At 28.0% G+C, this 22,746-nt stretch carries 22 protein-coding genes; 19 read left to right on the top strand and 3 right to left on the bottom strand.

Annotated elements, in window-relative coordinates:
* The first annotated feature begins 102 nt into the window (after nucleotides 1-102).
* The 11 genes from era (at nucleotide 103) to BN899_RS11535 (ending at nucleotide 12,070) form a co-directional block, all read left to right on the top strand.
* Complete coding sequence (gene era / locus BN899_RS11585) at nucleotides 103-993, top strand: GTPase Era (RefSeq protein ID WP_042275588.1); 891 nt, start codon at nucleotides 103-105, stop codon at nucleotides 991-993.
* Between the two features lie 11 nt (nucleotides 994-1,004).
* Nucleotides 1,005-2,384, top strand: coding sequence for a magnesium transporter (mgtE, locus tag BN899_RS11580; RefSeq protein WP_042275587.1), 1,380 nt, complete (start codon nucleotides 1,005-1,007; stop codon nucleotides 2,382-2,384).
* Nucleotides 2,385-2,454: 70 nt separating this feature from the next.
* Nucleotides 2,455-2,610: a YqzL family protein gene (locus tag BN899_RS11575; RefSeq protein ID WP_071162450.1), complete on the top strand. Its 156-nt coding sequence runs from the start codon at nucleotides 2,455-2,457 to the stop codon at nucleotides 2,608-2,610.
* The gene (recO, locus tag BN899_RS11570; RefSeq protein ID WP_042275585.1) at nucleotides 2,576-3,349 is read left to right on the top strand and encodes a DNA repair protein RecO; all 774 of its coding nucleotides are present in this window, start codon (nucleotides 2,576-2,578) and stop codon (nucleotides 3,347-3,349) included. Before BN899_RS11575 ends, recO begins: the two co-directional genes overlap by 35 nt.
* A complete protein-coding gene (locus BN899_RS11565; protein WP_042275583.1) occupies nucleotides 3,342-3,965 on the top strand; it encodes a DUF4342 domain-containing protein in 624 nt (207 codons plus the stop codon). Before recO ends, BN899_RS11565 begins: the two co-directional genes overlap by 8 nt.
* Nucleotides 3,966-4,121: 156 nt before the next feature.
* Nucleotides 4,122-5,000: a glycine--tRNA ligase subunit alpha gene (gene glyQ / locus BN899_RS11560; protein ID WP_042275581.1), complete on the top strand. Its 879-nt coding sequence runs from the start codon at nucleotides 4,122-4,124 to the stop codon at nucleotides 4,998-5,000.
* Complete coding sequence (gene glyS, locus BN899_RS11555) at nucleotides 5,000-7,066, top strand: glycine--tRNA ligase subunit beta (RefSeq protein WP_042275579.1); 2,067 nt, start codon at nucleotides 5,000-5,002, stop codon at nucleotides 7,064-7,066. Before glyQ ends, glyS begins: the two co-directional genes overlap by 1 nt.
* A 339-nt stretch (nucleotides 7,067-7,405) precedes the next feature.
* Entirely contained in the window at nucleotides 7,406-8,044 is a 639-nt protein-coding gene (locus tag BN899_RS11550; RefSeq protein WP_042275578.1) for a helix-turn-helix transcriptional regulator, read from the top strand.
* Between the two features lie 10 nt (nucleotides 8,045-8,054).
* A complete protein-coding gene (locus BN899_RS11545) occupies nucleotides 8,055-8,891 on the top strand; it encodes a pyruvate, water dikinase regulatory protein (RefSeq protein ID WP_042275576.1) in 837 nt (278 codons plus the stop codon).
* Between the two features lie 44 nt (nucleotides 8,892-8,935).
* Nucleotides 8,936-11,557: a pyruvate, phosphate dikinase gene (gene ppdK / locus BN899_RS11540; protein ID WP_042275574.1), complete on the top strand. Its 2,622-nt coding sequence runs from the start codon at nucleotides 8,936-8,938 to the stop codon at nucleotides 11,555-11,557.
* A 261-nt stretch (nucleotides 11,558-11,818) separates the two neighbouring features.
* Nucleotides 11,819-12,070, top strand: coding sequence for a zinc ribbon domain-containing protein (locus BN899_RS11535; RefSeq protein ID WP_042275573.1), 252 nt, complete (start codon nucleotides 11,819-11,821; stop codon nucleotides 12,068-12,070).
* 19 nt (nucleotides 12,071-12,089) lie between these two features.
* Here BN899_RS11535 and BN899_RS11530 read toward each other — a convergent pair whose 3' ends face one another.
* Together BN899_RS11530 and BN899_RS11525 are read right to left on the bottom strand one after the other, a co-directional pair.
* Nucleotides 12,090-14,279, bottom strand: coding sequence for a DNA topoisomerase (locus BN899_RS11530; protein WP_042275571.1), 2,190 nt, complete (start codon nucleotides 14,277-14,279; stop codon nucleotides 12,090-12,092).
* Between the two features lie 88 nt (nucleotides 14,280-14,367).
* Entirely contained in the window at nucleotides 14,368-14,997 is a 630-nt protein-coding gene (locus tag BN899_RS11525) for a hypothetical protein (protein ID WP_042275569.1), read from the bottom strand.
* A 128-nt stretch (nucleotides 14,998-15,125) separates the two neighbouring features.
* Between BN899_RS11525 and dut the strand changes: the two genes are divergently transcribed.
* The 3 genes from dut (at nucleotide 15,126) to BN899_RS11510 (ending at nucleotide 17,588) form a co-directional block, all read left to right on the top strand.
* Complete coding sequence (gene dut, locus BN899_RS11520) at nucleotides 15,126-15,557, top strand: dUTP diphosphatase (RefSeq protein ID WP_042275568.1); 432 nt, start codon at nucleotides 15,126-15,128, stop codon at nucleotides 15,555-15,557.
* Nucleotides 15,558-15,884: 327 nt separating this feature from the next.
* Complete coding sequence (locus tag BN899_RS11515) at nucleotides 15,885-17,012, top strand: C40 family peptidase (RefSeq protein ID WP_042275565.1); 1,128 nt, start codon at nucleotides 15,885-15,887, stop codon at nucleotides 17,010-17,012.
* A 168-nt stretch (nucleotides 17,013-17,180) separates the two neighbouring features.
* A complete protein-coding gene (locus tag BN899_RS11510; RefSeq protein ID WP_042275562.1) occupies nucleotides 17,181-17,588 on the top strand; it encodes a hypothetical protein in 408 nt (135 codons plus the stop codon).
* Between the two features lie 490 nt (nucleotides 17,589-18,078).
* Here BN899_RS11510 and BN899_RS11505 read toward each other — a convergent pair whose 3' ends face one another.
* Nucleotides 18,079-18,339 (bottom strand): manganese catalase family protein, encoded by a 261-nt coding sequence (locus tag BN899_RS11505; RefSeq protein WP_081712247.1) that lies wholly within the window; start codon nucleotides 18,337-18,339, stop codon nucleotides 18,079-18,081.
* A gap of 571 nt (nucleotides 18,340-18,910) precedes the next feature.
* Here BN899_RS11505 and BN899_RS11500 point away from each other — a divergent pair.
* The 5 genes from BN899_RS11500 to BN899_RS11480 all read left to right on the top strand — a co-directional run bounded on the left by BN899_RS11500 (nucleotide 18,911) and on the right by BN899_RS11480 (nucleotide 22,571).
* Complete coding sequence (locus BN899_RS11500; protein ID WP_042275560.1) at nucleotides 18,911-19,138, top strand: hypothetical protein; 228 nt, start codon at nucleotides 18,911-18,913, stop codon at nucleotides 19,136-19,138.
* A gap of 9 nt (nucleotides 19,139-19,147) precedes the next feature.
* A complete protein-coding gene (locus tag BN899_RS11495) occupies nucleotides 19,148-19,627 on the top strand; it encodes a hypothetical protein (protein WP_042275557.1) in 480 nt (159 codons plus the stop codon).
* 48 nt (nucleotides 19,628-19,675) lie between these two features.
* The gene (locus BN899_RS11490; RefSeq protein ID WP_042275554.1) at nucleotides 19,676-20,185 is read left to right on the top strand and encodes a hypothetical protein; all 510 of its coding nucleotides are present in this window, start codon (nucleotides 19,676-19,678) and stop codon (nucleotides 20,183-20,185) included.
* Nucleotides 20,186-20,255: 70 nt separating this feature from the next.
* Nucleotides 20,256-20,813 (top strand): 3'-5' exonuclease, encoded by a 558-nt coding sequence (locus BN899_RS11485; protein ID WP_042275551.1) that lies wholly within the window; start codon nucleotides 20,256-20,258, stop codon nucleotides 20,811-20,813.
* A gap of 126 nt (nucleotides 20,814-20,939) precedes the next feature.
* Nucleotides 20,940-22,571, top strand: a complete 1,632-nt coding sequence (locus tag BN899_RS11480; protein WP_052356838.1) for an SIR2 family protein — start codon at nucleotides 20,940-20,942, stop codon at nucleotides 22,569-22,571.
* The last annotated feature ends 175 nt before the right edge of the window (nucleotides 22,572-22,746 follow it).

Here is a 22,746-nt window from a genome sequence, read left to right as displayed (position 1 = left end):
ACAAATCAGATAATAAAAGATTTATTACCGAATCACTTCCTAGGAAGTGATTTTAAAGAGAATTTATAATGTACAAAAGAAAATGATAGGAGAAATGACAATATGTTTAAATCAGGATTTGTTAGTATAGTAGGAAGACCAAATGTAGGGAAATCTACTTTAATGAATAATGTAGTTGGAGAAAAAATAGCTATAATGAGTGATAAGCCTCAAACTACAAGAAATACAATACAGGCAGTTTATACAGATGAAGAATGCCAAATAGTATTTTTAGATACACCAGGAATTCATAAGCCTAAAAATAAATTAGGAGAATTTATGGTTAAATCTGCTACTGATGCATTTAAAAATGTAGATGTAGTATTATATGTAGTAGATGATTCTAAAAAAATAGGCCCTGGAGATAGAATGATAATAGAAGACTTAAAGAAAATAAATACTCCAGTAGTCTTAGTTATAAATAAAATGGATCAAATAGAAGAGCAAGATTTATTTGATATGATGAAGATGTATCATGCTGAAGGTGTATTTAAGCAAATAGTACCTATATCAGCATTAAAGGGAAGAAATGTTAAGGAATTATTACAGGTAGTATCAAAACATTTAGAAGAAGGACCTAAATACTTCCCAGATTATATGATAACAGATCAACCAGAAAGAGTTTTAGTATCAGAATTAATAAGAGAAAAAGTTCTTCACTATATTCATGATGAAATACCTCATGGTGTTGCTGTTGAAATTGAAAAGATGAAACCAAGAAAAGGTAAAGAAATTGTTGATGTTTCTGCAGTAATATATTGCGAAAGAGACTCTCATAAAGGTATAATAATAGGTAAAAATGGTAGAAAACTAAAAGGAATAGGAAAGTCAGCAAGAGAAGATATGGAATTACTTTTAGGATCTCAAATAAATCTTCAATTATGGGTTAAAGTAAAAGAGAATTGGAGAAATTTACAAAGTTCTGTAAGTAACTTTGGATATACTGAAAAATAAAGGTGGATTATATGGATAGGAAACAGGATGCGTCCCAGGACTTATTGAGTGAAGTCAAAATATTAATTGAAAATAATAAAGTATTAGAATTAAGAGAGTTACTTGAAGAATATCATATAATAGATATTTTTGATATAATGGAGCATTTAGAGGAAAACATGAAAATAAAATTATTTGAAGTTCTTCCTCTTGATATGGCAGCATCTATATTAGAAGAAAGTGACGTTGAATTTTTTAGTACAATATTATCAAAAATAGATGTAGACCATAGAAAAAATATACTAGAATTAATGTCTCTTGACGATATGGCTGATATATTAAGTCAGTTAGAAGTAGAAGAAAGAGAAAAAATTATTGAACTTTTAAGTCAAGAAGATGCAGATGATTTAAAAGAACTATTAATATATGAAGAAGAATCTACTGGCGGAATAATGACTACTGGATATATAGAAATAAATAAGGATATGACTGCAAAAGAAGCAATAGAGCATATGAGAGAAAATGCTCAAGATGCGGAAACTATTTATTATATATACGTAGTAGATAATGAAGAAAGATTAGTAGGTGTATTATCTCTAAGAGAGCTAATAACTTCTAGAGATTCTAGTATTATAAAAGATTTGATGAGTGAAAATATAATATCAGTTTTCGTAGATGAAGATAGAGAGGAAGCTGTAAGATTAGTATCGAAATATAATTTAATAGCAATACCCGTAATAGATAGAGACCAAAAATTAAAAGGTATAATAACTGTTGATGATATAATTGATGTTATAGAAGAAGAGGCAACAGAGGATATGTATAAGTTTGCAGGTTCTTCAGAGCATGAAAGAGACACAGTGGAAAAAGTAAATCCAATGTTAAAAGATCAGATTTCATCATCAGTTAGAGGAAGGATGCCATGGCTTATAATAACATTAATCGGAGGGTTATTATCTGCAATGATGGTTTCTAACTTAGACTTTATAATGAATCCTACTTATGCAACTTTAGTATTTTTTATACCGGTTGTTATAGGTATGGGTGGAAATATAGGAACTCAATCTTCTGCACTTACCGTTATGGCATTATCAAATAAAGATTTAGAATTTAGTAATGTTATAAGAGAAGGTATAGTAGGTCTTATTACAGGAGTTATATGTAGTATAATTCTTGCTATGGTTATATTTGTATTTACTAAAGATATAGATATTGTCCTAGTTGTATCTTTATCATTATTTATAAATATGATAGTTGGAGCAATGATAGGAGCATTTATACCAGTATTTTTAAAAAAATTAGATTTAGATCCATCAATAATTTCAGCGCCAGTTATAGCTACAGTGCTTGATATAACTGGGATAGCAATATACCTTGTTATAACTACTGTATTATTGTCAAAAATTGTTTAATAACTTTATGTATTATTTACCCTCTTCTTACTAAAAATATAGTATAAATGTAAGGAGGGGGTTTTTAAAAATGAACAATTTATGTTGGGAAGTTTTTAAAAAGACAGGTAGTATAGAAGCATATATGTATTTAAATGACTTTAAAGGCCTGCATGAAGAAAATGAAGATATAAGGGAGATAGATAGCGACTATGATAATCTTGAACACCCAGGGGATAGTACTTAAAGCGGTAAGATATGAAGAAAATGATGTAATATTAACTTTGTTTACTAGGAAACTTGGAAAAGTAGCTGCTCTAGCGAAAGGAGCTAAGAGAAATAAAAGTTCTTTCCTTTCATCATCGCAGCTCTTCTCCTATTCCAATTATACTCTAAAAAAACAAGGGAATATGTATAGGGTAAGTCAAAGTGATATAATAAAAAGTTTTTATGATATATCTTATGATATAGATGCATTTTCATACGCTACATATATTACAAAACTAGTAGAAGGATCTACATTAGAAAATCAAACGAATAATAGACTATTTGTACTACTTGCACAAACTCTACATTTATATACTCAAAATGATGTAGATAAACAATTTATAACTAGAGCTTTTGAGATAAAATTTTTAGATTATATAGGATTTAAGCCAGTAGTAAATAGATGCTCAAGTTGTGGAAGTGAAGATTTAAATAAACCTGTATTTAATGTAGATGAGGGTGGCATATTATGTGGAATATGTAGTGAACATACTGAAAATAATTTAAAAATTGACGTAACTACTGTGAAGCTTATGGAATATATATTAAGTAATGACATATTGAAGTGTAGTAAGGCAAAAGTTTCAAAATATATAACATATGAATTGGGAAAGATATTAAATAAATATCTAAATACCTATATTGATAATGTAAATTTAAAATCATTATATCTACTACAAAATATTCAAAATAATAAGGGAGTTGATAAGGATGAATAGTAATATAACTATTGAACAAATGGATGCAGTAATATCAAGAGTTCCAAATGCTACTTATGCACAGGTTAAACAAGCACTTATAGATTCAAATGGAGATATAATAGAAGCAGTTATTGCGTTAGAATCTATAAACCCAATAAGCAAAAAAACAAAGCAAGCTAGACAAAAAATTGAAGATGTTTTTAATAAAGACTCTGATGATATGAAAGAATTTAAGGAACAATTTGGAGAAGATTTTACACACGTAAAAGAACAAGCTAAAGAACTTATTAAAAGAAGTAGTGTAATAAGGGTTATGGTTACAAAGAATGATAAAATTATAGTGAATATACCTTTAACAGTTGGAGTTGTAGGTATAGCATTAGGACCATTAGTAACTTTAGTAGGATTATCAGCAGCAGTTATAGGTAAATTTAGAATAAAAATTCAAAATGAAGATGATGGAACTATTGTTGATTTAGGAGAATTAAACGAAGAAAAACTTAATATGTTAAAGCAAATGTTAACTAACACAGCCAAAGACGTAAAAGATGTTGTAGTAGACAATAAAAAAGATGATAAAGATATAACAGATGAACTTATCAAAGAAGACATTAAAAATGATATAAATAATTAAATGCAGTATAGTTTACTTAATTATATCTACATTGACAAAATTTATAGAATTTGATATTCTAAAAGTTAGAAAAGAGCTATTTAAAGGCCTTTCGTGTAGACGAAAGGCTTTGTTATATTATAGGAAAGTGAAATTTTTATTATAGGAGGTATTATTATGAATTTTCAAAATATGATACTTACGCTACAAAACTATTGGGCTAATCAAGGATGCATAATGATGCAACCATATGATGTTGAAAAAGGTGCAGGAACAATGAACCCTAACACATTTTTAAGATCATTAGGTCCAGAGCCTTGGAAAGTTTGTTATGTAGAGCCATCTAGAAGACCAGCTGATGGTAGATATGGAGAAAACCCTAATAGATTATATCAACATCACCAATTCCAAGTAATACTTAAGCCATCACCAGATAATATACAAGAATTATATCTAGGAAGCTTAGAAGCTATAGGAATAGATCCAAGTGAACACGACATAAGATTCGTTGAAGATAACTGGGAATCAACTACAGTTGGAGCTTGGGGACTTGGATGGGAAGTATGGTTAGATGGAATGGAAATAACTCAATTTACGTATTTCCAACAAGTTGGTGGTATAGAATGTGAACTAGAAACTGGAGAAATTACATACGGATTAGAAAGACTTGCAATGTACATTCAAGAAGTTGATAGTGTATATGACCTTAAGTGGAACGATGAAATAACTTACGGTGATGTATTTAAACAATCTGAATATGAAAACTCTATGTATGCATTTGAAGAATGTGATGCAGATATGCTATTTAACCTATTTGATACATATGAAAAAGAAGGCTTAAAACTTATGGAAAGAGGCCTTGTAGTGCCAGCATATGACTATGTATTAAAGTGCTCTCATACATTCAATACATTAGATGCTAGAGGAGCTGTAGGTGTTAGTCAAAGAGCATCATTTATAGGAAGAGTTAGAAATATGGCTAGAAATGTTGCAGCTGCATTTGTAAAACAAAGAGAAGAATTAGGATATCCTCTTTTAAAGGAAGGTGATAGATAATGAACAACTACCTTTTATTTGAAGTTGGTGTTGAAGAATTACCATCAAGATTTGTAAGTAGTACGCTACAACAAATAAAAAGCAACTTAACAAAGATGTTCAATGAAAATAGAATTGAATTTAATGAAATAAAAACTTATGGAACTCCAAGAAGATTAACTTTTATAGCCTATGGAATAAGTGAAAAACAAAGTAATCTAGAAGAAGAAGTAAAGGGACCATCTAAGAAAATAGCGTTAGATGCTGATGGAAACTTTACAAAGCCTGCACTTGGATTTATGAAAAGTAAAGGTCTTAAAGAAGAGGATGTAGTATTTAAAGTTGTAGGTAAAGATGAATACATATTTGGAACAATAAGACAAGCTGGCAAAGAAACTAGCGAAGTTTTAAAAACTATATTACCAGAAGCTGTAAAAAGTGTAACATTCCCTAAAGCTATGCGTTGGGGCGGTAAAAATATGAGATTTGCTAGACCTATAAGATGGATGGTTACTTTATTAAATGATAATGTATTAGAATTTGACTTAGAAGGTATAAAATCATCTAATATTACTAAGGGTCATAGGTTCTTAGGACAAAGTGAATTTGAAGTTAATTCGCTACAAGATTACTTAAATAAGCTAGAAGAAAACTTTGTAATATTAGACCAAGATAAAAGAAAAGATATTATAAGAAAACAATGTATAGAAGTTGCTAATTCATTAGGTGGAGAAGTTGAGTTTGATGAAGATTTACTTGAAGAAGTAACTCATTTAGTTGAATATCCAACAGCATTTTATGGAGAATTCAATGAAGACTATGCAAAACTACCTAAAGAAGTTGTAACAACTCCTATGCAACAACATCAAAGATATTTCCCTGTTGTTAAAGATGGTAAGTTATTACCTAACTTTATAGCAGTTAGAAATGGTAATGATTATAGAATCGATAAAGTTAAAGAAGGAAATGAAAAAGTTTTAGTAGCTAGACTTGAAGATGCACTGTTCTTCTATAAAGAAGATACAAAGAAGAGTTTAGAAAGCTATAACGAAAAATTAAAGAGTGTAGTATTCCAAGCTAAACTTGGTACAGTGTATGATAAAACTTTAAGAATAGAAAACTTAAGCTCTAATATAATTGACTTATTAAACCTATCAAATGATAAAGAAGATACTAAAAGAGCAGCTGCATTATGTAAGTCTGACTTAGTTACAGGAATGGTATTTGAATTTACTGAGCTTCAAGGTATAATGGGTAGAGAATATGCTAAAGTTAGTGGCGAAAATGAGGCAGTTAGTGAAGCTATATTCGAACACTATTTACCAAGATTTGCGGGAGATATACTTCCTAAAACTAATGCTGGTATAGCTTTATCTATAGCAGATAAATTAGACTCTATAGCAGGATTCTTTGCAATAGGAATACAACCAACAGGTTCACAAGACCCTTACGCTTTAAGACGTCAAGCATTAGGTGTTTTAAATATATTAATGGATAGTAAACTAGATGTTAATTTAGCTAATTTAGTTGAATTAGCTCTTAACAATTACTCTAACTTAGAATTTAATAAAGATGAAGTAATATCTTCTATTATGGAATTCTTTAAAGAAAGAATAAAGAACTTATTTAGAGATTTAGGAATAAGATATGATGTTATAGATGCAGTATTAAGTTCTAAATTAAATGATATATCAGATATGCATTTAAGAGCAGAAGAACTTAACAATTGGCTAGACAAAGATGAATTAGTTGAAATGCTAACAGCATTTAACAGAGTTTCTACATTAGCTCAAAAGGCTGTATCTAGTGATGTTAATGAAGAACTATTAGTCGAGGAAGCAGAAATAGCTTTATATAAAGAATTTAATAGTACAAAAGATAAAGTTAAAGAATTATTAAAAGATAAAAAATATAGTGAGGCATTAGACTGCTTCGCATCATTAAGACCATCAATAGATGCTATGTTTGATAGCGTTATGGTAATGGATAAAGATGAAGTTATAAAAAATAATAGATTAGGATTACTTAAACAAATATATGATACTATGTTAAGTATATGTGACCTATCTAAAATAGTATATAAATAATATATAATAAGACCTAAGAGATAATCCTAGGTCTTATTTTTAAATTAAAATATTAAAAAATAATTATATGTATATTAAAAATTTTATATTTTAGTAAAAATTTAGTATTAAATTGGTTACTATGTACAATAATGTATTATAATATTATATAGTATAAACAATTTAGCTACATTATTTAATATATAACCCCAATAAATATATATTAGATATACTATTGAAGCTTCTAAAAAGAAAAGTATAACATTTATTTATAAAAAGTGTTTACAGAATGATATATATAGATATATAATGTAATATATAAGATAAAATCTGTAAAAAGTATAGCACAAATGAAAGAAGGTGAACATTATTCAACTTAACCAAAGACAATTAAAAATAATTGACATAGTAAAAGCTAATGAACCTATAACAAGCGAATGTATTGCTGCTAACTTAAACGTAACTCGTGCTACACTAAGGTCAGACTTAGCTATATTAACTATGACAGGCATATTAGATGCAAGACCTAAAGTTGGATATTTTTACTCGGGAGTTAGCGAAATTAATTTAATCGGAAATAAAATAAAAGATAAAAAAGTTAAAGATATAATGAGTATGCCAATAGTTGTTAAAAAAGACACAAATATATACGACGTTATAGTAACAATGTTCCTATCTGATGTAGGAAGCATATTTATTATAGATGATGATGAAAACTTATGTGGAATAGTGTCTAGAAAAGATTTATTAAAAGCAACTATAGGTGGTGGAGATATAAATAAGATGCCTATAGGTATGATAATGACTAGGACGCCAAATGTAATAACTGTAAGTCAAGAAGAAGGGATTTTAGTGGCAGCTAAAAAGATAATCGAACATGAAGTTGATTCCATACCAGTAATTGAAGAACATGAAGATGACCCTAATCAAGCTAAGGTTATTGGAAGAATGTCTAAGACTAACATAACAAAGTTATTTTTAGAGCTAACAGACAATTAAGGAGGAATATATGGAAAATTTAATTATATATGTCATATCAGATTCAGTTGGTGAAACTGCACAACAAGTAACTAAAGCTGCTATATCTCAATTTAGTATGGAAGATAACTATGAGATTAGAAGATTCCCTTATGTTACAGATAGAGGATTTTTAAAGGATATACTTAATAGTGGAAAAAATGAAGATGCAATAATAGTGTATACCTTAGTAGATGAGAATTTATTAAAAATGACAAAGGAATTTTGCCAAGACGAAAAATTAAGCCATATAGACTTAATGACACCTTTACTTAGGGAGATATCAAATAAGACAAATATCAAACCAAAAAGAGAGCCAGGGATTATAAGGAAACTTGATGAGAGTTACTTCAAAAGAGTAGAGGCTATAGAGTTTGCTGTTAAATATGACGATGGTAAAGACCCAAGAGGTATATTAAAATCAGATATAGTTTTACTTGGTATATCAAGAACGTCTAAGACACCTCTTAGTATGTATTTGGCAAATAAGAATATAAAGGTTGCAAATGTGCCTTTAGTTCCAGAAATACCAATACCAAAAGAAGTATTTGAAATAAATCCTAAAAAAATAATAGGTCTTACAAACACTCCAGAAAAGCTAAATAGAATAAGGCAGGAAAGATTAAAAGCATTAGGTTTATCTAGTAATGCAAGCTATGCAAATCTAGAAAGAATACTTCAAGAGTTAGATTATTCTGAGAAAGTAATGAAAAAGGTAGGATGCCCTGTAATAGATGTTTCTAGCAAAGCTATTGAAGAAACAGCAGGCATTATAATAGATATAATGAAAGAAAATGGACTTAAAGTACACAAAGATGGAGAGAAGTAGTGATAAATAAAAATCTATAATATTAATCGATGGGGGATTAAATGATGGAAGCTAAATATGTTTATAGTTTTAATGAAGGTAACAAAGAAATGAAGTCTTTATTAGGAGGTAAAGGGGCTAACTTAGCAGAAATGACAAAGATAGGGCTGCCTGTTCCTAATGGTTTCACTATTACAACTAAAGCATGTAATGATTATTATGATAATAATGAAATAATAAGAGAAGAAATAATAACTGAAATAGAAAGCCAGTTATTACACTTAGAAAAAGAGTTAAATAAATCACTAGGATGTAGTAAAAATCCATTATTATTATCAGTACGTTCAGGGGCAGTATTCTCTATGCCTGGAATGATGGACACAATACTTAACCTAGGTCTTAATGATACAAGTGTATTAGCATTGGCTAATGCTACAAGCAATGAAAGATTTGCATATGATAGTTATAGAAGATTTATACAAATGTTTTCAGATGTAGCTATGGGAATTCCAAAATATAAATTTGAAAATATATTAGATAGGATAAAAGAAAGTAAAGAATATAAATTTGATACAGATTTAAATGTTGATGATTTAAAAGAACTAGTGAAAGAATATAAAAAATTATATAAGAAAGAAATAAAAGTAGATTTTCCAGAAAATCCAAAAGAACAACTTATGCTTGCTATAAAAGCTGTATTTAAGTCATGGAACAATCCAAGAGCAGCAGTATATCGTAAATTAAACGATATACCTCATAATTTAGGAACAGCAGTAAATATACAATCAATGGTATTTGGAAATATGGGAGAAACTAGTGGTACAGGTGTTGCCTTTACTAGAAACCCATCTACTGGAGAAAATAAATTATTTGGAGAATTCTTACTTAATGCACAAGGTGAAGACGTCGTAGCAGGAATAAGAACTCCTAAAGATATATCTACATTAAAAGAAGTTATGCCAAATGCATACGATGAATTTACGAAAATAACATCTATACTTGAAAATCATTATAAAGATATGCAAGATATAGAGTTTACTATAGAGAGAGAAAAATTATATATATTACAAACAAGAAATGGTAAAAGAACAGCTAAAGCATCTATAAATATAGCTGTAGATTTAGTTAAAGAAAATATTATAGATAAAAAAGAAGCTATAATGAGAATAGATCCTAAACAATTAGATCAACTTCTTCATCCAAGTTTTGAAAATGAGTCTTTAGAAAAATCAACAGTTATAGCTAAAGGTCTACCAGCATCACCTGGAGCAGGTAGAGGAAAAGTTTACTTCAATGCACAAGATGTTGTTAGCGCTAAGGAAAGAGGAGAAGAAGCAATACTTGTTAGACTTGAAACATCTCCTGAAGATATAGAAGGTATGGTATGCGCAGAAGGTATACTTACAGCAAGGGGTGGTATGACATCTCATGCAGCTGTTGTAGCTCGTGGTATGGGTAAATGTTGTGTAGCTGGATGCTCAGATATAAAAGTAGATGAGTTTAATAAAGAGATAAGAACAGAGTTAGCAATTGTAAAAGAAGGTGAGTATATTTCGTTAGATGGATCTAGTGGATGTGTTTATTTAGGGGAAGTTAAAAAGACGGATGTAGCTTTAAGTGGAAGCTTTGAAATATTAATGAACTGGGTAAATGAATATAAAGACATAGCAGTAAGAACTAATGCAGATAATCCAAGAGATGCAAAAGCTGCTATTAAATTTGGAGCAGAGGGTATTGGTTTATGTAGAACTGAGCATATGTTCTTTGATGAAGACAGAATACCTGCTGTAAGAGAGATGATATTATCTAATACACTAGAACAAAGATTAAAGGCATTAGATAAATTACTTCCTATGCAAAAAGAAGATTTTATAGAAATATTTAAAGTTATGGATGGAAAAGAAGTTAATATAAGATTACTTGATCCACCTCTTCATGAATTCTTACCTCATGATGATGAATCTATAAATGCTCTTGCTAAAACTATGAATATAGAAGTAAGCGAAATAAAAAGAAGAATAGTAGATCTAGAAGAATTTAACCCAATGCTTGGCCATAGAGGATGTAGACTTGCTATAACATTCCCTGAAATATATGAAATGCAAGCAAAGGCTATAATATATGGAGCAATAGAAGCTATTAAATTAGGAGTAAAGGTAATACCTGAAATAATGATACCTTTAGTAGGCGAAGTAAAAGAATTAAAAGTAATAAGAGAAATGATAAAAGAAACTATAGATAATATAATAAAAGAAGAAAATGTAAAAGTAGATTATACAGTAGGTACAATGATAGAAGTTCCAAGAGCATGTTTAACAGCAGATGAAATAGCACAAGAAGCGGATTTCTTCAGCTTTGGAACTAATGACTTAACTCAAATGACTTTTGGATACTCAAGAGATGATGCAGGAAAGTTCTTAGGGGAATATGTAAATAATGAACTATTAGAAAAAGATCCATTTGAAGTATTAGATCAAAATGGTGTTGGAAAGTTAGTTAAAATGGGTGCTAAGTTAGGAAGAGAAACAAAGCCAGAATTAAAAATAGGAATATGTGGAGAGCATGGAGGAGAACCATCTTCAGTAGAGTTCTGCTATAAGCTTGGTCTTAATTATGTATCTTGTTCACCATTTAGAGTTCCTATAGCAAGACTTGCAGCAGCACAAGCAACTATAAAAAATAAATAATTTAAATATAAACTCCTTTATAAAATAACTTATAGAGGAGTTTTTTTATATAAGAAAATTATATTTTATCTGGTTTATGAATAAATATAATTTTCCACTACTAAGCTTGAGCAACGGACCTGATTTGTAGGTCGTTTGAGCCACGTGTGGGCGAATCATTTGAGCGACATGAGCGAAGCGAATTTTTTATGTAACATATAGAATAAAAAACTCATAATATATAATGATATTTTGAAAGTCAAATTCAATGGGGGATATAAAATGATAAAATGTCCAAGATGCGGAAAAGATGTTTCATCAAGACCTGGAACAATATGCCCAAGATGTGGGCTTAAGGTATCAGAGGTAAATCAGAAGGTAAGATGTCCAGAACCAAGTTGTAGAGCGTTAGTATCTAGAAAATTAGAATACTGTCCAAAGTGTGGATGTAAGTTAAAAGGATATAAATTTTCTGAGATTATGAAAATGGCAAGATGTAAAATCGATGAAACTTTTTATGATAAAGAAAACTAGGTTGCTAAAAATTAGCAACCTAGTCTTGTCTTTCAATATCCCACCCGAAATATCCATTTTCTTTTTTATAATATTTTAATATAGCGTCAAATTTATCACCTTGTTTAGAAGTTAGTGATTTAACTTTTGCTGATCCGTTTTTAAGTATACTTTTTACCATAGTTTTATTAGGTTTCTTTTTATAGTATTCTAAGAATTTATCACTTTTCCAAATTGCAAATTTACATTCTTTGTAATTATTACATATATATCCTTTGCCAATTTCAACAACATCTCCTTGGCATATAGGGCACTTTCCTAATGATTCACTTTGAGCATTAGGTGATTTTGAAGTATTCTTATTTGATGATTTAGAATCAGTTTTTTTAGATGATTCTTTAGTGAATTTTTTAGTTTTAGGGTTGTATGTATAGTTTTCTGTACTAATATTTTTAGGTCGATCTCTTTTTATAAGCTCTACATTTTTAACAATAAAACTCATTATATTAGTTAGATACTCTTTTCTAGTGAAATTTCCTTTTTGAATATCGCTTAAGCTTTTTTCTAGCTTACCAGTATAATCAACGTCAAATAAATCTTTAACAGGGAATATTTCTACTAAATTTTTTCCTAAATCAGATATAAAGTATGATTTACCTTTTTTTCCAACATATCCAACTTGCATAATTTTCTTTAATACATCAGCACGAGTTGCAGATGTACCAATAGAGTAACCTGATAAGACAGCAGTATCTTCTTCAGATACATTTTTACCACAGTTTTTCATAGCCTTAAGTAAAGTATCCTCAGTATAAGGCTTAGGTGGAGTAGTTTGCTTAGTTAAAGTTTTTATATCTATTATATCAACAACATCTTTGTTATTTACCATAGGAAGTAAATCATCTTTTTCTTCTTTATTATAAACTTCTAAATAACCTTTAGTTTTAAGAACTTTACCTTTAGTTAAGAAAATATGTCCATCAACATTTGTTTTAATTTCAGTATTTTCATATTCAGCAGGAGGCATAAAGTTTGCTATAAATCTATCTTTAATAGCGTTATACACTATAAGTTCATCAGCACTTAAATTATTAGGTATTATGTAAGTTGGTATAATAGCACTATGGCTATCTACTTTAGATGAATCAAATACTCTTTTTGTTTTGGAAAATTTAATTTTACTTTCATATTCAAGTCCTACTTTTAATTTATCTAGAGCTTGAGATACTTTTGAAGTTAAACTTTCTTCTAAATAAATAGAATCAGTTCTAGGATAGGTTATAAACCCACCTTTACCTTTTCCTTCATAAAGAGACTGACACACACTTAAAACCTTATCTGATGTGAAATTCACATGCTTAGAAGTTATATATCCTTGTAAAGAGGTTAAACTGAAAAGTTTAGGAGCATACTCTTTAGACATAGTAACTTTTTTATCTTCTATAGTTCCAGTTTTTGAAGTTATACTATTTATAACTTCATTTGCTTCTTCTATAGTATCAAATTTACTTTCTTTTCCCTTTGTATACTTTCCTTTGTAATTTCCATTATCACACTTAAAGTTACCTTCTATTTCATAATAAGTTTTAGGTATAAAGTTTAGTATCTCCATATCTCTGTCATAAACTAATTTTACAGTTGGAAGTATTACACGACCAATATTAAGTAACTTTCCGTTACCATATTTTAATGTAGCAGCAGATGTAAAGTTAATACCAATTAACCAGTCGGTAATAAGTCTAGTGTATCCTGCTGCTTGTGAATTTCTCATTTCAGAATCATCTTTTAAATTATTAATACCCCTTGTTATATCCTCGGGAGTCCATTCATTAACTAAGATTCTTTTAATAGGTTTTTTATTTTTTGCAAGCAAAAATATAAGGAAAGATATTAGCTCTCCTTCTCGATCGTTATCTGTTGCATTTATAATATATTCTACATCATCTCTATGTAAAAGTTTTTTTACTATATCAAATTGCTTTTTCTTAGAACTATCTACTTTAAATTTAAATTTATCAGCAGGTATGAATGGAAAATTATCCATCTTCCATGATCCCGAATATCTATCTTTATCATAATCCTTCATATCATATAAGCCAACTAAATGCCCAACAGCATAAGTTATTATATAACCATTTCCCTCGAAGTATCCATCACCTCTAGTTTTAGCACCTAAGAAGGATGCTATAGTTTTGGCAACAGATGGTTTTTCCGCTAATACTAGTTTCAATAAATATAAACCTCCTTTATAAAGTGCGTAAATGTTTTTTAACAACTTAAATATATTATCATAAAAAAAGAAAAGACTGCAAGGCAGTCTATACATTATAATTAAAATTATTGTTTTTATTAGTTAGACCTTTTAGATAGCAATCAACAAAACTGTCAGCTAAAAATTCATCCATTAAAGTTACAAAAGCTATATGATTTGTATTATCAGGATTAAGTTTTTTCAAATTGTAATTTAAAATAGAACCAGATATAGTGCAAGATGATAGAGGATTTATATAAATTCTTTGAGTGTCAGATAAAGATGTAAAAATCTCAAAACATTTTGAAGTATCGATTAAATATGTATGGTCTATTAAACCTTCTAATTCTGGGAATTTTATATATAAATCATAAGATAAATCTAGATTACTACATTTAAGATGATTTTCCTTATATCCACCAAGTATAATATATATATTATCTTTAGAAATAGATTTAAATGACAATATTAAATTTTTAATAAATTCATTTACTTCAATCGGTAAATATAGATATAGTGGATTAGTGTCATCTATAGTAATATTAAAATCATCTAGCAAATTAATTAAATCATAAGTAGTAAAGTTAATATTATTAAAGTTTAAATTATTATAAATTAAGTATAGGCTACCGTATAACTTTTCTTCATAAATACTTTCTAATTTTTGTTTCATCCAAGGTACAGGCAATAAGTTCATTAAATCCCTCCTAAAAAATTATTATACTTTATAGCAAAATAAATCTAATCTAATTATTTATCTCTCTTTAATATAATTAATATTATGTATATAATAGTTAAATAAGAATAAAAAAAGGAGAGACTAAAATGTATACATTAAAGATAAAAAAACTAAGCGAAGAAGCAATGATACCAAATTTTGCTCATAAAGGTGATGCTGGTATGGATTTATATTCTATAGAAGAGGTGGTTATTCCTTCAAATGAGACAAGACTTATAAAAACTGGAATATCAATACAACTACCTAAAAACACAGAAGCTCAAGTAAGACCAAGAAGTGGTATGGCTCTTAAGCATTCAATTACAGTTTTAAATACACCTGGTACTATAGATGAAGGATATAGAGGTGAAATCTGTATAATACTAATAAATCATGGTAAAGAAGAATTTGTTGTAACTAAAGGAATGAAAATTGCTCAAATGGTAGTTAAACCTATATATGATATAAATATAGAAGAAGTTAAAGAATTAGATAATACAGAGAGAGGTAAAGGTGGATTTGGATCTACTGGATTTTAAATAAAATATTTCTCACAAGGAAGAGTTTAAATTTAATATTTACCTCTTCTTTTTTTATGTATAAATCTACAAAAAATGTCAGTTTTTTACAAGTTAGTATTTGTATAGACAAAAAGTAACAAATTTGCAATAATAATATTATAGATTAAAATGAAATAAAAAATATTTATAAAGTTAAACAGTATACATATCGAGTATGAAATGTAAATAGAACATAATTGTAAAGTAAGATGATTTATATAAATTATATTACTTTATATAGATATTATTAAAAAACTTGAAAGGAGTTGAGTTAATTACAGTCTGTTAAGTCTGTAATGATTTATTATGAACATAAGTAAAAAAGAAGCAGTTGCTACATTGGTAGCTACATCTATAGTTCTACCAATGTCAGCGACTATAGCAAGTGCAAATGAAAATAATGTACAAGCGATGAATATAGAATATAGAACAATAACTGGAAATTCAGTAAACTTTAGAACAGGCCCAGGGACAAATCATTCATCAATGGGTAAATTAAATAAAGGTAATACTGTGGAGTATATAGGCAAAAGTGGTGATTGGGTAAACGTTAAGCATAATGGAAAAGTAGGATATGTACATGGAGATTATGTATCTACATCTAATAATACTTCAACAGATAATACTATAAAATCAACAAAGGTAGTAAATGGAAATTCAGTAAACTTTAGAACAGGACCAAGCACAAGTAACTCATCGATTGGTAAACTAAATAAAGGTGCAGAAGTAGGATTTATATCAGAATCTAATGGATGGTCAAAGATAAGTTATAATGGAAAAATAGGATATATGTCAAGCCAATACTTATCAAATAAAGGAAATACACCATCAGAAGATAATTCTGTAAAATCAACAAAAGTAGTAAATGAAAATTCAGTTAACTTTAGAACGGGCCCAAGTACAAGTCACTCAAAAATAGCTACTTTGTCAATAGGAACAGAAGTAGGATTCATATCAGAATCTAACGGATGGTCAAAAATAAGCTATAATGGAAAAGTTGGATATATGTCAAGTCAATATTTAGGTAATAAAGGATCATCTAATGTTCCAAGTAGTCAAAAGGCTGATAAGGTTATAGAATTTGCTAAAACATTATTAGGTAAGCCTTATGTATGGGGAGCTGAAGGTCCAAGTAGCTTTGACTGTTCAGGATTTACTCAATATGTATTTAAAAAATCTGTAGGAGTTAGTATTCCAAGGGTTTCTAGAGATCAAGCTAAATTTGGTCAATATATAAATAAAAGTGATATTAAAAAAGGTGATTTAATATCATTTGATACCGATGGAGCAAATAATGGGCAAGTAAGTCATATAGGAATATATATGGGTAATGGCCAATTTATACATGCATCATCAAGTAAAAAGAAAGTAATAATATCTGATATGAATGGATACTATAATAATGCATATGTAAACGCAAGAAGAGTTTTATAATAAATATATAATTATATAATCTATTTTTACTTAATAAAGTGAAAATAGATTTTTTTATGCAACAATCAAAATTAACTTTATTAATTATTAATGAATAAATAACAAGGTATATTGAAAATAATAAATATAAGAGTCAAAAATCAGATATAAAGTGTAAGGAGTGTAGCAATGAGCCAAGTAACTGATTTTTATCAATTCAAATATAGCAGAAATTGCTATTATATAGATTTATTTATTAATAGAGTTGCCGTTTTAAGTATAGAAGAAGCTTTAGATGAAAGGTTAAGTAGTTTAGAATTACCAAAAGATTTTCAGTGTGCGTATATGAGATTGAAAGAGATGTTTCAATCATCAAGAGAAAACACAGATTCTTTATATGTAGAACTAAGAATTAATAAATGTTATTTAAAGTATATAAAAAGTTTAAATTATTACTTTGATAATCGATATGAATATATGCCTCTGAGAGTCTTAAATGATTATTTACAATCATACTTAGTTAAGGATATAGATAATATATCAAGATTTAGTGTATTAAATGAAGATATTAAAGTAAGAGTATTATCAAGTATATAAAAACTCTTCCTACATTAGTAGGTAGAGTTTTTATATTTTAAAAAGCATAATTAAAAATAAAAAATAATTTCGTAACAAATGGAAATTTTAGTTAACTAATTGCATATAATATTTTAAAATGAAAGAATATTAGATGAACTTTCATATTTGAAATTATAAAATATTTAGGAGGTGAAATTATGGATAATAGTTTAGACTTAGTATACCTTGATTACGAAAATGAATTAGAGTATGATTATACACCAGATTACGATACAGAATAATGAATGTATACAAAAGATAAATTCATATGAAATATTCATTTGAATAATTAAATAAATATTATGCAATAAATACTTCAAAGGAGAACTATCGTGTTTAATTTAATAAATAAAATATAAAAACCTCTTACCAATATATACTGTAAGAGGTTTTTATACTTTGTTTATTAAATGAGTATGTCACCAACATGTTTATTTAAATTTTGATGGTGACATATATTTAGATAATATTAAAATAAGTTTTGACTTTCTTCAAATTCATAAACATCCATTAAAGCTTCGCCAAATCTTTGGTAATGAACTATTTCTCTTTCACCTAAGAATTTTAGTACATTTTTTATATCAACGTCATCAGTTAAATTTACAAGTTGATAATAAGTTGCCAGAGCTTTTTGTTCAGCAGCCATATCTTCATGTAAATCAGTAACTGGATTTCCCATAACAGCTATAAAAGCAGTGGTAAATGGAACACCTTGAGCATCTGCTAACAATAAATAAAACCATTATTAAGTATAAAACTTAATAGTGGTTATTTTATTTTACCACGAAAAGGTGTTAGAAGGAAGTGTGTTTGACCAAGATAGCGAATCGAATGGCTCGACAGAGTACAGGTGATGCCGACTAAACACTTGGGTAAGGTTCTAAGATAGGACAAATCCCAACACCATATAAATATGTCTAGTACCATATTGAAGGGGTGAGAATGGTAACCACGAGCCATAAATAAAAATAGGTGGGGTAGGAAGTCCAATTTGAGGGCAATATCATTTAAAACGTGGCTACGGGGTTGGATGTAGCAGGTATTAAATTATCAACATAGATATTGTATGGCTTGTACTAGTCCGTAACGTTGTATGGTCGTAACATACCTATCCTAACTGGGATAATTACTGGAAGGCTACTCACAGTTTTCGTGGGTAACTATGTCCAAATAGCTAAGCCTTCAAGGATAATCAGTTTAGGTTACCATATGTCAATAGTTGCTAGTATAAATTTAATAGTTGGACATAGTTGAGTGCTTAATAAAAAAGAAATAGATAATATAGAGATTGGAGATGTAATATGAAAAGTAAAAAAACTGGAATGAGTATGACTGGAACAAAAAATGCACTTACTGAAAGAAAGAAACAAGGAATAAAACCTATAAGATGTGTATGTGATAAATGTCTATATTACAATAGAAAATTATGTAGGTTTGGAAAAGGGACGATGAACAGAAAATATTGCATAAAGTTTACACTAGTAGAAGGATATAATGATAATAAGAGTAAAAAGAAAGTCAAAAAATAATAAGAAGTAATGAAAGCAAAATATATAAATAATAAAAATGATAATAAGTTATATAATATTTTCTTAGAAGTATTTAATATAGATTATAAATCTTATGAACCAAATGAAATAGATGTATTTGTAATAAGAGATACAATAAAACTTATAGATAGAATAACAACAAATGAGTGTAAAAAGATAGTAGGTAAAATAGGTATAAAAAAATATACAGATTTAAAAGAAAAAGAAGTTAAGGAATTATTAAAAAAACATCTACTAGAACAACCTCCAGAAGTAGTATTGGAAATATACAAAGAACATCAGATTAAATTAGATATGTTTAAATACGAAGTATGTGAAGTTTTAAATATCTCTAAATGGAAGTTTGGTAAAATAAAAAGTAACTTTGAAATATCTGGAACTCAAGTAGTTAATGTAGGACGTAAACCTAAGAAATGTAAGAAATATGATAGAAGATTTATATATGAATACAAGTTGGAAAATAAATAAAATAACAGTATAATATAACCTATAATACATACAATTATGGAGGCAATTATGGGGTTATTTAATCAATGTAGTAAATGTGATAAAAAAGGGATATTTTTAAAATTAATAGATGGATTATGTAAAGATTGTAATCATGTTAAACAAAATGAATTTGAAGAAAAAAGAAAAATAGAAGAAATTAAAGAGCAAATAAGATTAAATGAAGTTGAAGAGAAAAGAAAATTAAAAGATTATGAAGAGAGCTTAATAAAAAGGAAAAATGAACTTTATGGAGATATTGAAAGAAATGCTCACAATATTAAAGAAGTTATAGATGAGTATAAAGATATACTTAATAAATTAGGTGAAACATCATGTTCAGAAGATGAAAATATAAAAATATTAATAGATGAAATAAATGAAAAAGAACCATATATATTAATTCTAAATGAAATGCAACATCTTATATGGCAATTAAACAATCCCGAGTATTGTCTACCTTCAAGCCTAGTTGAAAATGTTGAAAAATTAGAAAGTATTTATTTACCAAAAATAAAAGAAATGGAACAAAAAATATAAAAGTTACAGAAACTAAATCATGGCAATTAGAAACATTCATTGAAGATCAAAGAAAAAAGGCAAATAGCAGATTAAAAAGAGAAGAAAAAAATATTTAGATAAACAAAATTATATTGCATTTGATATAGAAACAACTGGATTATCACCAGTAACAAATGAGATTACAGAAATAGGTGCTTTAAAAATAAAGCATGGAGAAGTTGTTGATACATTTGAAATGTTAGTAAAACCAACAAAAAAGATATCTAAGAAAATAACTGATTTAACCGGAATAACAAATGAAATGGTTCAAGATGCTCCATCTATAGAAGAAGTCTTACCTAAATTTATAGAATTTGCAGAAAAGCTAGCATTAGTAGGTCATAACATAAAATTTGATTATGGATTTATAAATGAAAACTATAAAAGAATAAACAATAAAGAATTTAGGAGAAAAAAATATTGTACTATGGAAATGTATAAAAAATGGCATAAAGAATATTACGATATGAAAGCAGATGGTGCAAAATTAGGTGATGCAATAACTGAATTATTAGGTATAGATGAATGGAGCAACTATAACAATAATGCTCATAGAGGGTTAAATGATGCAGAATATGCACATAAAATATATCAAAAGATGGTTTAGAGATAAAAAGCAGGTAGATATAATACCTGCTTTTTGTTATATATAATTATTAATTAATCAAATATTAATCTACAAAATATGATAAAATTAAATAAGTAAAATGGAAATAATAAGGGGAATTTATACATGGATAATGTTAAGAGTGAAATATTAAGTAAATTGAAATCGGTATCTGCTCCACCATTTTTATTTGTAGGTTCAGGTATAACACAAAGGTATATGGGTGCTCCAACTTGGGAGGGATTATTAAAACATTTTGCAAAGTTGTCAGCAGATAGTGAATTTGCATATCAAATGTATAAAGATGAAGCAAGTAGGAGTGAATATTCAAATGGATTAGAGCCTAAAATAGCAGAATTAATAGAAGGTGATTTTAATAAGAAATGGTATATGTCGAGTGAGTACAAAGAAAGTAGAGCTAAGTACACTGATGTAGGTAGCAGTGGTTGTTCACCATTAAAAATTGAAATAGCAGATTTATTTAAAGAAATATCTAATAAAGATTTTAAGGAAGGTACTGATATAGAAATTGGTCTTTTAGAAGAAGTTGCAGATAAAAGTATTGCAGGAATAATAACAACAAATTATGATTGCATAATAGAAAGAATATTTTCTAGATATAAATATTCAATATATGTAGGTCAAGAAGAGTTATTATTCCAACCAATAACAGGTATTAGTGAGATATATAAAATTCATGGGTGTTGTTTAGATCCCAATAGCATAGTTATTAATGATAAGGATTATCAAAAGTTTAATGAAAGAAATGCATATTTAGTAGCAAAGTTATTAACTATATTTTTAGAATATCCTATAATTTTTATGGGGTATAAAATAGGAGATACTAATATTAGGGAAATATTAACGTCAATATCTAAATGTTTATCAAAAGAAAATCTTAATAAATTAGAAGATAGATTTATATTTGTTGAATGGAATAATACAGATAAGCCAGATAGTGTTTCAAAATATGAATTTGCCAATTTAGGAGATGATAAATCTATCTCTATGACAAAATTATTTATAAAAGATTTTTCTATATTATATGAAACATTGTTAGAAAATAAGGTTTCATATAACCCTAGACTTATTAAAAAGTTAAAAAATGATATATACAATGTAGTATTAGAGTCTAGTCCATCAAAGACGCTAAATGTACTTATGGATATAGAAGATGATAGGCTAGATGAAGTAGAGGCAGTAGTTGGTTTTGGGGTAATGGAGCAATTAGGGTACAAAGGTTATAAGGGTATTGAGGCTAGAGATCTGTTTAATGATATCATTTATAATACAGGATTTGAAGGAAAGCCATTAAATAATAAAGCCGTTGTAGAAGAATCATTACCTAATATAATAAAGCATAACCAAAGTATACCAATGCATAAGTATATACGAGGATATGAAGGAGAATTACACCCATCAATAAAGAAACATCAGAAGACTACTTATGGAGAGTATCTAACAGAGGGAATAAAAAAGGATTTAAGGAAAAATAAGATTACTCAGACAAGTATTGCTGAATTAAAAACTACTTATAGTATAAAAGATTGTTTGAAGAATATTCCAAGAATGAAAAAAGAATATATAGATATAGATGAATTATATGAGTTCATTAAAGAGGTATCAGACAATCATATGGACTTAGTTACAGGTGCAAGCCGTACAGATTTAAATAGATTAGTTAAGATTTATGATTTCATAAAGTATTACGAAGGACAAAAAGGGAGCATATGCTCCCTAACAAAAGAACCTATATAATTTAGCCGACTTCTTAGGTTGACGATTATAAAAGCTCTTATTATAGTATATTAAAGATTTGTACTATATATGTATAATTTATATAGTAGGATATAAATTAATTGTAGATAATATTATTAATATAATTAAGACATTATAAAAATAATGAATATAATTGTAAAAGCAATAAAAAAGT

It is taken from the genome of Faecalimicrobium dakarense, assembly GCF_000499525.1.
Classification (GTDB): Bacteria; Bacillota; Clostridia; order Peptostreptococcales; family Peptostreptococcaceae; genus Faecalimicrobium; species Faecalimicrobium dakarense.
The sequence above is the reverse complement of the archived record's forward strand: the minus strand, read 5'-3'. Positions and strand labels throughout refer to the sequence as shown.

Excerpts from the sequence above, each read along its gene's own strand:
- era (WP_042275588.1), top strand. The coding sequence starts at position 103 with ATGTTTAAATCAGGATTTGTTAGTATAGTAGGAAGACCAAATGTAGGG.
- mgtE (WP_042275587.1), top strand. The coding sequence starts at position 1,005 with ATGGATAGGAAACAGGATGCGTCCCAGGACTTATTGAGTGAAGTCAAA.
- BN899_RS11575 (WP_071162450.1), top strand. The coding sequence starts at position 2,455 with ATGAACAATTTATGTTGGGAAGTTTTTAAAAAGACAGGTAGTATAGAA.
- recO (WP_042275585.1), top strand. The coding sequence starts at position 2,576 with ATGATAATCTTGAACACCCAGGGGATAGTACTTAAAGCGGTAAGATAT.
- BN899_RS11565 (WP_042275583.1), top strand. The coding sequence starts at position 3,342 with ATGAATAGTAATATAACTATTGAACAAATGGATGCAGTAATATCAAGA.
- glyQ (WP_042275581.1), top strand. The coding sequence starts at position 4,122 with ATGAATTTTCAAAATATGATACTTACGCTACAAAACTATTGGGCTAAT.
- glyS (WP_042275579.1), top strand. The coding sequence starts at position 5,000 with ATGAACAACTACCTTTTATTTGAAGTTGGTGTTGAAGAATTACCATCA.
- BN899_RS11545 (WP_042275576.1), top strand. The coding sequence starts at position 8,055 with ATGGAAAATTTAATTATATATGTCATATCAGATTCAGTTGGTGAAACT.
- ppdK (WP_042275574.1), top strand. The coding sequence starts at position 8,936 with ATGGAAGCTAAATATGTTTATAGTTTTAATGAAGGTAACAAAGAAATG.
- BN899_RS11535 (WP_042275573.1), top strand. The coding sequence starts at position 11,819 with ATGATAAAATGTCCAAGATGCGGAAAAGATGTTTCATCAAGACCTGGA.
- BN899_RS11525 (WP_042275569.1), bottom strand. The coding sequence starts at position 14,997 with ATGAACTTATTGCCTGTACCTTGGATGAAACAAAAATTAGAAAGTATT.
- dut (WP_042275568.1), top strand. The coding sequence starts at position 15,126 with ATGTATACATTAAAGATAAAAAAACTAAGCGAAGAAGCAATGATACCA.
- BN899_RS11515 (WP_042275565.1), top strand. The coding sequence starts at position 15,885 with ATGAACATAAGTAAAAAAGAAGCAGTTGCTACATTGGTAGCTACATCT.
- BN899_RS11510 (WP_042275562.1), top strand. The coding sequence starts at position 17,181 with ATGAGCCAAGTAACTGATTTTTATCAATTCAAATATAGCAGAAATTGC.
- BN899_RS11500 (WP_042275560.1), top strand. The coding sequence starts at position 18,911 with ATGAAAAGTAAAAAAACTGGAATGAGTATGACTGGAACAAAAAATGCA.
- BN899_RS11495 (WP_042275557.1), top strand. The coding sequence starts at position 19,148 with ATGAAAGCAAAATATATAAATAATAAAAATGATAATAAGTTATATAAT.
- BN899_RS11490 (WP_042275554.1), top strand. The coding sequence starts at position 19,676 with ATGGGGTTATTTAATCAATGTAGTAAATGTGATAAAAAAGGGATATTT.
- BN899_RS11480 (WP_052356838.1), top strand. The coding sequence starts at position 20,940 with ATGGATAATGTTAAGAGTGAAATATTAAGTAAATTGAAATCGGTATCT.